Consider the following 12,399-nt stretch of genomic DNA (forward strand, 5'->3'; position numbering starts at 1 on the left):
TTTCTAATCTTACTCATGTCTGTTACTTTATTTGCCATAATCCGTTTTTTGTACGAATGTATGGGTCAACAACATGAAAAAAAGTAATGGTCTTTAATGGCTAATTTACCCTAAAATTTAGGTGGTCAATTTGGACTGGAATTGGGTGGTCAGTTTGCACCGAAATCGATGGTCAATTTGGACTGGAAAGTGGTGGTCAATTTGACCGTTTTTTCCAACTATGTGACCCAAATTCCTATAAAGAATCTCGGATTTATCTAAAGGAATATGATACAAAATTTGGAAAGGGTGGTGCGATTTATAACTCAAAGAAGAAAAGTCGTTTTTATGAGTTATTGCATTAAACTATCCGGGGATAAACCTTTTCGTTATTGTTGACCTGTTTTAAATAATTGTGTATTTTCAATTTTAGTCCCGGATTGGCAAAAAACCTTTTTCATCAAGCATTTTGATAATCCCTCTAAGTAAATAATTGTTATCAAATCTTAAAACATATTTTCTTGCTGAATCTCTCTCAGGAATTAACATTTTCTTATCTATCAACTTTTTTATTTGTCTTGAAATCTCCGATTTTGCTTTTCCTTTAAAAAACCTCTCCAGGTCTAAATTTTGAACGACTTGTTTTTCAATAGTTTCTTTCAGAATTTTAGATTCAACTTCAGTAATGATTTGCCTATCAAATGAAAAGTTAATGGCCGGGATTAAAATTTCTTTCTTCAGATATTCATAATCTGTTAGTTTATCAATCTTTTCAATTTCTTCTTTTAATCCTTTCAAAACATATTCACACCACTCCAAAACACCACTATCAGTCCCATTATCAGCTTTTGCAAGATTATCATAATAACCATTTCTATTACTACAAAAAACAGCCGTTGGATTTATAATCCTACCCACATTTACATTGAATCCATTCTTAATCAGCATTGCATAAGTAAATAAACGAACCGTTCTACCATTACCGTTACCAAATGGATGTATCCAAACAAACCTATGATGAGCAATTGCGGATTTTAATAAATCATATTTAGAAGAATCTTCATTATTTATAAACGAGAATAACTCATCCATATAGGTGTCAACTAAGAATGAGTCAGGTGGTAAATGCAAAGAGTTTAAAATTTTAATATTTTTATTTCTGTAACTTCCCGGTGTTAAGTCGCCTTCACCATTTGGTGGTGGAGGTAAATCTTTTACAATAATTTTATGTAATTCACTAACAAAAGTTTTATTGATAGGATAATCTTGAATCGTGGATTCAATAAACTCCATCGCTTTTTCAATATTCTGAATTTCAATTATACTATGTGATTTGTTTTTTTCCGTATCACCAGAATCTAATTTTGTTTCAATATATTCAGCTATTGTTGTGTTATTTCCCTCAATTCTTGCAGAACCAATACTCTCTAAAGTGTGAAATAAATGTTTCAATTGAAAAAAAACCTGTGGATGGGTTGAGCCACCTAATGTTTTCTTTCTCAGGTGTTCCAATTCAATAATTAAATCAGTTAGCTTTGAACCAAAGCTTGGTTCAATCAATTTTAATTCATATGGTTTAAAAGATGCCTGACTCATATATTTTATATATAGATTTCAATTGTTGAACAAAAAGATTTCAAAAATGCAAGACGAAACATTTCAAACTTATCAACAAAAAACCTTATTTATCAACTATTTAATGGTACAAACTTACGCATAATATTTCAAATTTTTAATAACAACATTTAACATTGATTAGAAAAAGAATTAAAAATATAGTTGACAGAGTTTTTTAAAATAAATGGTTTTGTGTTTTTGACGGATATCTTAACTTGAAGAACAGCCCTATTAAAAAAAATACAATGAAATTAATCTGTTAGATTGTACTTGTTTAATTTTAAGAGAGTTGAATAAGAAATCATCGCATCAAATTTGTAACTTTCTCCAATAGGGGGAGCTACTAAAAAAAAGCCTTCACAGCAATGTGAGGGCTTTTTTGATTTCTTAGGTGTACTTTTAGGTGTACTCTAAAATTACTTCTCATCATTTCCATATAAAGAAATCCCCTTTTTATTTGCCGCTTTTACCACCGCTCTTTTATCAAAGTGAATTATCTGCTATTAATAAAATGATTAAACGCAGTTTTAGCGGAAGCATTTTCAAATAAAGCGGCATGACCACCGGGGATTTCAATAAATTGGCTATTTTGACAATTGGTACAGTTCGTAACATCTTCTTTAAAAATAGGCCATGAATGCAATTGAATCGGAGAATCATTTAGTCCCTGAAAAAAGAGGATGTCTGATTTAAAGCCATTTGTAAAATTCAATAAAGAGCGTTCAAAGTAGGCCTCTGAATTTACGGTTGTTAAACCATAAACATTTTGTAATTTGATACAGACAGCACTAGATTCCACTTGTTCATTTTCTTCAAGACCACATCGGTATACAAGATTTAACGGGCCGGGAGCATTGGCAATTACACCATTAGTTTCATACATGGTGTTTAAACGTGTAACCAAATAACCTCCTTGAGAGTGTCCGGCTAAAAAAACCTTGCCTACCGTAATGCCTAATTCCTGATTAGCATTGTTTTTAACCCACAATAAGGCCGCTTCAGCTTGAGCAATATTGTCTCCAAAAAGCAGGTTCTCTTGAGGATAGGCAACACTTACAATCATCATATTTTCTCTATCCAAAATTCCTTTGAATTTATTAAGAGTTGTATTGGCTGCGGTAATAATTTCGCTGTCTGATTGAACAGTGCCGTGAAATACTATAAGTACATCAGGATTGTCTGAAACAGGCTTGTCAATGATTACATCAAGACTAATGGCATTGTAGGTAATATTCTTTGTAATTCTATAGGCTCCGTTAGTTTCGGGTTGATTGTTTTTTTCACAGCCAAGAAGAACCAGTATTACAAGGTATAATATTCTCATAGAGTTTTACTTTGGGTTATTTGACATGAAGGACCGATAAAAGTTTAATCTGGATAAAAGTATAAGTAGCGTTATAAAGTCTTGTGGTCATTTTACATGTGTTATTGCTTCTGCGGCCCATTCCTTTTGCAGCTTCCCCATATCTCCTCCCTACTAAAGCCCTACTTAGTATATGAGTAGTATATCAAAACATACATTATGTCAAATAGAAAAGCAATTAAACGCTCTTGATTACATAAGTCACAATGCCCCAAACCAACAGCTTGTTCTCTTCGGTCACTTTTATCGGTTGGAAGGCAGCATTTTCCGGCATTAGGTAGAGGGCGTCTTTTTCAACTTTGATGCGTTTCACGGTGAATTCGCCGTCTATACAACAAACGGCAATTTTCCCGTCGGTAGGTTCCAAACTGCGATCGATTACCATGATGTCGCCATCGTCTATACCGGCGCCTATCATCGAAGTCCCGTCGGCTTTGGCGTAAAAAGTAGCTTCAAAGTTTTTCACCAATACTTTATCTAAACTAATCTGCGTGCCTTCAAAATCGGTAGCCGGCGAGGGGAATCCGGCCTTGATACCGCCTTCAAAATAGGGTAGGGATCTCGAGTTTTCGAAATCGGGTTTGAAAAAAGTTAACGGACTCTTCATGGGCATTTTATGGTCAAGATTTCACGGATATCAGTAGTGTATTTTTTAGACAAATGTTCTTGCTTCATGGTCCAAGTGCGCTTTAAGTCTTGGTTGGCGAGCTTGATTTTGCGCTCCCCGGTTTTTTTATAGTAGTCGTCCATCACTTGCATGAGCTTCAAGTGCTTCGGATTCTCTTCTTCAAACAAATGGAATTGCTTTTGGCTTTCGGGAATAATGTTGGTCACTATGACGCCCGCTTTTTTATACATTTCGCCTTCTTCAAAAACTTCTTTCAGCATCTTTATCGCTAAGTTGCTAATGGTAATGGAAGAATTACTAGCATACGGCAAAGTTTCCATACGGTAGAAATTATAGCGCTGTCGGTCTACTTTATATTTGTCTTTTCTCAAATACAAAATGACGCCCTGGCAACACGATTTTTGTTTGCGGAGTTTTTCGGCACATACCGTGGCAAAAGTCGACACGCGTTCTTTCATGGCATCGAGCGTGGTAATATTTCCGGCAAAACTTCGGGTGATGGCAATGTTTTTTTTGTCTTTCGGCTCTTCTAATCCTAAGACCGATTGGCCTTCGAGTTCGTATTTCAAACGCAAACCCACTACGCCCATGGTACTTTTGATATAAGCTTCGTGTTGCGGCAACGTGAAATCGTAAGCCGTGTTGATGTTTCTTTCCTGCATCTTTTTGGTCAGTCGGAATCCAATACCCCAAACATCTCCGATTTTAGTCCATTTCAAGGCTTTTACGCGCTTTTCTTCCGAATCGATGATATAGACACCTTTTGTTCTTTCGGGAAACTTACGCGCAATTTTATTGGCGACTTTCGATAACGCTTTGGTTGGCGCAAAACCTACCGAAACCGGAATGCTGAGCCATTGCATAATGCGGCTTTTCATTTGCAAACCATAATCGTGAAAATCGCTCACCGGAACACCGTCAAAATTCATAAAGGCTTCGTCTATGCTGTACGGTTCTACATGCGGCGTAAAGCCTTCGAGGATTTTCATTACCCGATGACTCATGTCGCCATACAACGGATAATTTGAGGAAAAGACCTGTATGTTTTTGGCCTTGAGTTCTTGTCGCACTTTAAATTCGGGCGCGCCCATCGCAATGCCTAACGCTTTGGCTTCATCGCTTCGGGAAATGATGCAACCGTCGTTATTCGACAAAATCACTATTGGTTTTCCCACCAAATGCGGCTGAAAAACCCTCTCGCAGGAAGCATAGAAATTATTGCAATCGACTAAAGCATACATGGTATAAAAGTAACAATTTTGCGGTGGAACCAAAGTTAATTTTACGGTTACTTTTTAGCCATTATTCTGATTTTAGTTTGCCTTTTTTTTGTTTTGGAAATAGTTCCAAACTAAAGCAGCCAGCATCACCAAAACCCAAAATGAAGGGGTAATGATGGTGTAAACCGGTGTCAATGCATCGTAGCGCAAATACGGATTGGGATTGGTGTAGTCCTCCGGAGTGATGCTAAGCCAATCTTGTACGCCGTCATAAATGTTGACGGACATTAATAAGATAATAAAGATTCTTAAGAATTGGAGTGTTCGGCTTGTTGAGCCTTTGGCAGCCGTCAAGCCAATCAAAATGAAAAGCATGGCCGTCATATAGCCTCTGCCAAATCCCCAACCGGTGTAAGGAATCAAGGAGGTTTTGAGTTCTTTGTTGATGTCTAAATTCAGATAAAAACTAAACAAACTGATAGCCATGCAAAAGAGAAAGAATACGATGATGTCGTAGGGTAATTTTTGAAGCACTGAGGATACGCTGGAATTCTCCATATTGGATTGGATTTGACAATCAAATATAGGTTTTTAATTATGACTACTCATTATAAAAAAACCATCAAAATTGCTCTTGATGGTTTTGGAGGTTAAAGATCAAAAATTGGAGTTTCCTGATGTTATTGCTCAAGTTAAGCTTGTTGTTCCACTTTAAGAATCTCCATCTGTCTCATTCCGTCTTCAAACGGCCATTCCACTAAATCACCCACTTTATAGCCTACCAGAGCTAATCCTATTTGGGAAAGTATTGATTTGGTATTATTTCTTTGCTTGGCTTTATCCGGCGCTACAAAGGTGTGTACCTCTTGTTCGTTAGTGTTACAATCTTTAATGGTCACCCTGGAGTTGATGGAAACCACATCCTCAGGGAGGTTTTTTCGGGTAACTTGTGATGCATTTTTAAGTTCCAACTTTAGGATTTCTTCTTCAGCAGCGCTTACTTTCTTTCTTCGAATATGATCTTTTATTAAATCATAAATTCCGGTTGTTAAAATGATATATTGTGACATTTTTTTTTATTTTTTAAATCAATAGATGGCATGGTTTTATGAACAGCCCAACCCTTAAATCTTGCGTAATGGCAAGACATAACGGATAAGACCATAACCAATAACAATTGAAGGTTTGTAAAGTATTTTTCTGAAAGGATTGTCCCTGCCTGGGCTTAGCAGGGCTTAGGAAATAAAGTCTTTAGAACTTTTCAAAAAAGCATCTTCAAGGCGATAAGCCAAGAGCAGCACCGGATACCATGAGTATTCTTTTTTAGGAGAAAGGTGTTGTGAAGACATTCGCTTTAGGGATTCATTAGTAATGCACTAAATTAAGCCATTTACAAACGGTAAAAAAGTATTTAGAGAAAGATTAACAAATCAAAAAACCCATCAAGTATAATGTTGATGGGTTGCTGTATAGTAAAGTAAGTCTTATTTATTGCAACAGATTGCTAACTAAGGAAGGATAAAGTCCTATAACAATGTTTAAAGCTATAGAGAGTACGGCCACTAAATAATATACCATCGGGATGGCCTCTTTGGCTTCTGTAGCTTCTTTGGTATACATGGCCAAAATCAACTTGAAATAGTAACCCACACTGATGATGGAGTTGATAACTCCCACAATCACTAAGAACAAATAACCGGCTTTGATGGCGTCTGTGAATAACATAAACTTCGCAAAGAAACCGGAGAAAATAGGAATTCCCGCCATAGACAATAGAGAAGCGGTTAATACAGCGGCCAATAACGGATTGGTTTTGCCTAAACCGTTGAATTTGGCAGTTATTTCGTTGCCTTGATCACGGGTTACCGCAATGATTACGGCGAAAGAAGCGATACCGGCTAAAGCATAGGCAACCGTATAATATAACAAGGTGCCGGCAGCAGTTGATAAACTTAAGATGGCCATCAACATGAATCCGGCGTGTGAAATACCGGAGAACGCTAACATACGTTTTACATTGTCCTGACGTAACGCCATGATGTTTCCGATGGTCATCGATAGTATAGAAACCACTACAATCACCATTTCAAAAGTTGGGATTAACTCCGTGCTCAAATTGCTCAACAATTTGTAAAGTGTTGCCATAGCTACTACTTTCGCTAACGTACTCATAGTGGCTGTTGTTGTTGACGGAGAACCTTCATACACATCCGGAGCCCAAAAATGGAATGGCGCGGCAGCAATTTTGAATAACATTCCGATAATCATCAATACCACTCCGATAGGAAACCAAACCGGAATCCCGGCACCCGAAGACAAGTCTTTAATTTCGGCTACATTAAAATAACCGGTCGCACCGTAAATCAAACAAATACCAAATAAAATGATACCGGAAGCAAATGAACCTAACAAGAAGTATTTCATTCCGGCTTCGTTGCTCTTGATGTCCAATCTTTTGCTGGCTGCTAAAACGTACAAGGAAATCGACAAGACTTCAATCCCTAAGAAAAACATCGCCAAATTGCTAAACGAAACCATGGCAACGGCTCCGGCCAAAAGGAATATTTTGATGGCAATAAAGTCGGATATCTTGGTTTGATGTTCTTTATAAAAATCACCACTTAGAGCGATTAAGAAAACGGTCAGTACAATGAACAAAGAGTTGAAAGCGTTCGAAAATTTATCAACGGTAATCATGCTCGCATAGTTGGAGTCGATGCTCGGGTCGATAGCCCATAGATTCAAAGAGATTCCTAAAATGGCAAGTAAACCTATGACAGTAACCGGAACCAGTAGTTTTCTTAAATTGAAGATTTCTGCCAACAGACAAAAAACACCTAATGATACTATTGTTATTAATACTTGCATTTTATTATTTATTAATTACGGCTAAAATTTCATTCAAACTCGGCGTTACCAAATCTACTATCGGTTTCGGATACAACCCGAAGAACAGTAAGAACGCTATAATCGCTACAAAAGTTATAGCTTCGTTAGTGGTAACTTCGGCAAATACTTTGGTGTTGGTTTCGCCCAGCATTACGTTTTGGAACATCTTCAGCATATAGTAAGCTCCCAAAATAATGGTAGTTCCACCCAAAACAGCGTACCAAATATTCACCTGACTTAAACTGTACAACACAGTAAATTCTCCTACGAAGTTAAAGGTTCCGGGTAAAGCCACGGAGGCCAAAACCAAAATCATAAACATCGAAGTGAATTGAGGCGTTTGCGAACGAATCCCGCCTAAATCGGCTATCGTTCTGGTTTCGTATCTTCTGTAAATCACTTCAGCAGCGAAGAACAAGCCAACAATTACAAAACCGTGCGCAATCATTTGTGAAACCGCACCGCTTAATCCGTCAAGCGTTAAAGTATAACAACCGGCGGCAATTAAACCAACGTGTGCTAATGACGAATAAGCCAATAATTTTTTCAAATCTTTTTGACGTAAAGCCACTACAGAACCATAAATCACACCGGCTATACTCAATCCGATTAGAATCGGCATATAGGTTTTAGCAGCACTTGGCGCAATAGGCAATTGCCAACGGATAACGCTGTACAATCCCATTTTCAGCATGATACCGGATAAAAGCATCGTTCCAACGGTTGGAGCTTTTTGGTATACTTTGGCCTGCCAAGTGTGGAAAGGAATAATCGGTATTTTAATGGCATAAGCCAAGAAGAAAGCAAAGAAAATCCAACATTCTTCAGCAGCGGATAACTCTAATTGGTATAAATCTTCTAAAAGGAAACTGCCCGCTTTGGCATACAAATAAGCAAAAGCAATCAACATAAACAAAGAACCTCCCAAAGTATAGATGAAGAATTTCACCACGGCTTTTTTGCGTTCTTCAGCATCACCGTTACCCCAAATTAAGGCGATAAAGTAAATCGGAATCAAAGCCAATTCCCAGAAGATATAGTATAACAAACCATCTGCAGCCAAGAAAGTACCGGTCATGGCAAACGACATGAACAACACTAAGGCGTAGAAGTTTTTACTGTTATTAAAACTATTTCCAAATGAAGAAAATACAATTAAGGGTGTCAAAGCGGTGGTCAATAAAACCATGGCCATAGATAAGCCGTCGGCTTTGAATGCTAAGGTTACTTTCGGATTGGCAATCCATTCTCCAATAAAACTGATATGGGTGCCTTGACTCATTAAGTTTAACAAATACAATGACAATCCTAAAGCACCCAAACTAAATACCAAGGCCACTTTTGAAGCTAATTTATCTCCGGCAAAAAACGTAGCAATCGAACCAATTAGCAGTAATAATAATATAGTAGTTACATCCATTATGTAAAAATTATTGAGCGATAAATAAATAAGTGATGATGGCACAAATACCCAGTACAAAAACGAAAAGATACAATCCGATGTTTCCGTTGTGTAACTTCTTGCCTTGCGTTCCGATGCCGTTGGCTAAGGTTCCGAAGCTGAAAACCACTTTGCCTAAAGCCGGTTCCAAAGTCGTACGGAAGAAATTAGCCAATCCGTTGATCGGTTTTACGATTAAGAAGGTGTAAAATTCGTCCACATAATATTTGTTGTAAACTGTTTTGTTGAAGCCACTGATATCCGCATCTTCTTTCGGTACAAAGCCACCTTTGATGTATTTGGCATTTGCCCAAATAATCCCAACGATAGCACCGGCTAAAGCAATACCCATCAACATAAATTCTTGCGTGCCTAAATGGTGCGCTTCGTGTTTGGCTACTAAAATCGGTTCCAAGAAATGGTTTAACCACATGCTGCCCGGTAGGTTAATAGCACCGCCAATAACGGCTAAAACTGCCAAGATGATTAATGGAATCGTGATTAAACGCGGACTTTCATGTAAGTGGTGTTTTTGTTCCTCGGTACCTCTGAATTCTTTGAAGAATGTTAGGTACATCAATCGGAACATATAGAAAGCAGTCATAATTGAAGCAATCGAAGCCACTACCCATAATACTTTATTGTGTTCAAAAGCCACCATCAGGATTTCATCTTTAGACCAGAATCCGGCAAACGGGAAAATACCCGCAATGGCTAAGGTAGAAATCATCATCGTCCAGAAAGTGATTGGCATCGCTTTGCGCAAACCACCCATTTTTCGCATGTCTTGTTCGCCGTGCAAGCCGTGAATAACCGAACCCGAACCTAAGAACAAACAAGCTTTAAAGAATGCGTGAGTAATTACGTGGAAGACCGCTACCGTGTACGCGCCAAGCCCTAAAGCCAAAAACATTAGTCCCAATTGGGAAACGGTAGAGTAGGCCAAGACTTTTTTGATATCATTTTGTAGTAATCCAATAGAAGCGGCCACTAAAGCCGTGGCGGCTCCAACAATAGCGATGATATTTTGAATATCCGGTGTTAAATCGAATAAGAAGTTCATGCGCGTTACCATAAAGATACCGGCGGTAACCATCGTCGCGGCGTGAATTAATGCAGAAACCGGTGTTGGTCCGGCCATCGCATCCGGTAACCATGTGTACAATGGTAATTGCGCTGATTTTCCGGTAGCACCGATAAACAAGCACAAAGCCGCTAGACCTAATAAAGCAGAATCAGCATTACCGGCTGTTAACGCCGTTTTGATTTCGTTGTAGTTTAAAGTGGAGAACATCGCTCCCAAAATGAACATGCCAACTAAGAAACCTAAATCTCCTATACGGTTCATGATGAAGGCTTTTTTTGCCGCATCGTTGTATGGTTGGTTTTTGTACCAGAATCCGATTAACAAATACGAACACAATCCAACGCCTTCCCAACCGATGAACATCACCAACAAGTTGCTACCGATAACCAACGTAATCATAAAGAAAACGAATAGGTTTAAGTAAGCAAAGAACTTGTGCATGTTCTCGTCATCGTGCATATAGCTGATAGAGTAGAGGTGAATTAACGAACCGATTCCGGTTACGAACAACAACCACAATAAGGACAATTGGTCTAATAAAATGCCGAAGTCTAATTTGAAATTACTCACCTGAATCCAATCGAATAAAGCAATTTCGAACGGTTTTCCGTTTTGGGTCAATTGGGCAAAAAAGCAAATGCTCAATAAGAACGAAACTACTACAGTCAGCGTTCCTATGGCGCCCGATACGTTTCGGCTTACTTTATTGCCAAAGAAAATATTGAAAAGAAATCCAACAAATGGAGATAAGAGTAATACTAAAGCTAAATTTGTTTCCATTCCCGATTATCCTTTTAAATTCTTTAAATTATCAATATCAATCGATCCTATGTTGCGGAATACCGAAACTAGGATGGCCAATCCAACCGCTACTTCTGCTGCGGCAACTGCCATCGAGAAGAATACAAATACTTGTCCTTCGGCGTCCTGATGATATGTTGAAAAAGCTACAAACAATAAGTTTACTGCATTCAACATGATTTCAATAGACATGAAAACGATGATGGCATTTCGGCGGTACAACACTCCAAAAACCCCGATACAAAACAAAAGTACCGAAAGGAAGATGTAGTTTTCTATTCCTATTTGATTTAAAATATTGTTCATTATTTTTTCTCCGTATTTTCTTTTTTAGACAATAAAACCACACCAATCATGGCCGCCAACAATAAGATGGAAGCAAATTCGAATGGCACCATGTATTCGTTCAATAATATTTTACCAAGAGTTTTAATCGATTGGAAATCTTCGCCCGAAGTATCGTATTCGCCCATGATGGTTTTCGAATTGATAAAGATGGTTACCAAAACGATACTCATCAAGATGAAAACCACTATAGCACCTAATCGGGTAATGCGCGGTTTGTGGACTTCGTTTTCCTTATTCAAATTCATCAACATGATGGTAAACAGGAAAAGCACCATAATCGCTCCCGAATACACTATAATGTGTACGATGGCCAAAAACTGTGCGTTAAACAACAAGTAGTGACCGCCAATGGAAAAGAAACAAAGTACAAGGTAAATCGCACTGTGAATCGGGTTTTTACTGTAAATGGTTAAAAACGCCGTGGCCAATGTAATGGCTGCTAAAAAGTAGAAGGTAATTAATATAGGCGACATTAGTTAGCGTTTTTAAGTTGAGTATTCTTGATAGCCATTTCCAACGGCATCACCAATTTGTCTTTTCCGAAAATAAAGTCTTCACGGTCGTATTGCGCCGGAACTAATTCTTTAGAAATGGTTAGGTAAATAGCGTCTTTCGGACAAGCTTCTTCGCACAAACCGCAGAAAATACATCGCAACATATTGATTTCGTAGATTTCGGCGTATTTCTCTTCGCGGTACAAATGCTCTTCACCTTTTTTACGCTCGGCAGCCTTCATAGTGATGGCTTCAGCCGGACAAGACAAAGCACATAATCCGCAGGCGGTACAGTTTTCACGACCTTGTTCATCCCGTTTCAACATGTGACGACCGCGGTACACCGGACTGAAAGTACGTACCTGCTCCGGATAATGAATCGTAGCTTTTTTACGGAAGAAGTGTTTAATGGTTATGAGTAAGCCTTTTACGATGGCCACCAAATAAAGTCGCTCCAAGAACGTCATTTCCTTATTGGAAACCTGCTTCTTTTTTCCGGAAAGCGATATATTTTGTATTGCTGTTGACATAG

Annotated in this window: 12 protein-coding genes; all 12 read right to left on the reverse strand. The window is 38.2% G+C overall.

What is annotated here, in order from left to right; all coding sequences use genetic code 11:
• Positions 1 to 408: 408 nt before the first annotated feature.
• Positions 409 to 1,575 (reverse strand): Fic family protein, encoded by a 1,167-nt coding sequence (locus Q0M21_RS08800; protein ID WP_295337181.1) that lies wholly within the window; start codon positions 1,573 to 1,575, stop codon positions 409 to 411.
• A gap of 514 nt (positions 1,576 to 2,089) precedes the next feature.
• Entirely contained in the window at positions 2,090 to 2,920 is an 831-nt protein-coding gene (locus Q0M21_RS08805; RefSeq protein WP_295337184.1) for an alpha/beta hydrolase fold domain-containing protein, read from the reverse strand.
• Positions 2,921 to 3,137: 217 nt separating this feature from the next.
• Entirely contained in the window at positions 3,138 to 3,572 is a 435-nt protein-coding gene (locus Q0M21_RS08810; protein WP_295337188.1) for a LexA family transcriptional regulator, read from the reverse strand.
• Positions 3,563 to 4,828 carry a Y-family DNA polymerase gene (locus Q0M21_RS08815; RefSeq protein ID WP_295337191.1) on the reverse strand — a complete coding sequence of 422 codons (1,266 nt, stop codon included), beginning with the start codon at positions 4,826 to 4,828 and terminating at the stop codon, positions 3,563 to 3,565. The genes Q0M21_RS08810 and Q0M21_RS08815 overlap by 10 nt, the downstream gene beginning before the upstream one ends.
• 72 nt (positions 4,829 to 4,900) lie before the next feature.
• Positions 4,901 to 5,365 carry a hypothetical protein gene (locus tag Q0M21_RS08820; protein WP_295337194.1) on the reverse strand — a complete coding sequence of 155 codons (465 nt, stop codon included), beginning with the start codon at positions 5,363 to 5,365 and terminating at the stop codon, positions 4,901 to 4,903.
• Positions 5,366 to 5,499: 134 nt separating this feature from the next.
• Positions 5,500 to 5,877: a GreA/GreB family elongation factor gene (locus tag Q0M21_RS08825; RefSeq protein WP_295337196.1), complete on the reverse strand. Its 378-nt coding sequence runs from the start codon at positions 5,875 to 5,877 to the stop codon at positions 5,500 to 5,502.
• Between the two features lie 418 nt (positions 5,878 to 6,295).
• Positions 6,296 to 7,675: an NADH-quinone oxidoreductase subunit N gene (locus tag Q0M21_RS08830; RefSeq protein WP_295337199.1), complete on the reverse strand. Its 1,380-nt coding sequence runs from the start codon at positions 7,673 to 7,675 to the stop codon at positions 6,296 to 6,298.
• 4 nt (positions 7,676 to 7,679) lie between these two features.
• On the reverse strand, positions 7,680 to 9,116 hold the full coding sequence (locus Q0M21_RS08835) for a NuoM family protein (protein ID WP_295337201.1): 1,437 nt from the start codon (positions 9,114 to 9,116) through the stop codon (positions 7,680 to 7,682).
• Between the two features lie 10 nt (positions 9,117 to 9,126).
• The gene (gene nuoL / locus Q0M21_RS08840) at positions 9,127 to 11,004 is read right to left on the reverse strand and encodes an NADH-quinone oxidoreductase subunit L (RefSeq protein ID WP_295337204.1); all 1,878 of its coding nucleotides are present in this window, start codon (positions 11,002 to 11,004) and stop codon (positions 9,127 to 9,129) included.
• Positions 11,005 to 11,010: 6 nt separating this feature from the next.
• Entirely contained in the window at positions 11,011 to 11,331 is a 321-nt protein-coding gene (gene nuoK, locus Q0M21_RS08845) for an NADH-quinone oxidoreductase subunit NuoK (RefSeq protein WP_295337207.1), read from the reverse strand.
• A complete protein-coding gene (locus Q0M21_RS08850) occupies positions 11,331 to 11,846 on the reverse strand; it encodes an NADH-quinone oxidoreductase subunit J (protein WP_295337210.1) in 516 nt (171 codons plus the stop codon). Before Q0M21_RS08850 ends, nuoK begins: the two co-directional genes overlap by 1 nt.
• Entirely contained in the window at positions 11,846 to 12,397 is a 552-nt protein-coding gene (locus Q0M21_RS08855) for an NADH-quinone oxidoreductase subunit I (protein WP_295337212.1), read from the reverse strand. The genes Q0M21_RS08850 and Q0M21_RS08855 overlap by 1 nt, the downstream gene beginning before the upstream one ends.
• Positions 12,398 to 12,399 lie beyond the last annotated feature (2 nt).

This window comes from Flavobacterium sp., assembly GCF_024710485.1.
Taxonomy (GTDB): domain Bacteria; phylum Bacteroidota; class Bacteroidia; order Flavobacteriales; family Flavobacteriaceae; genus Flavobacterium.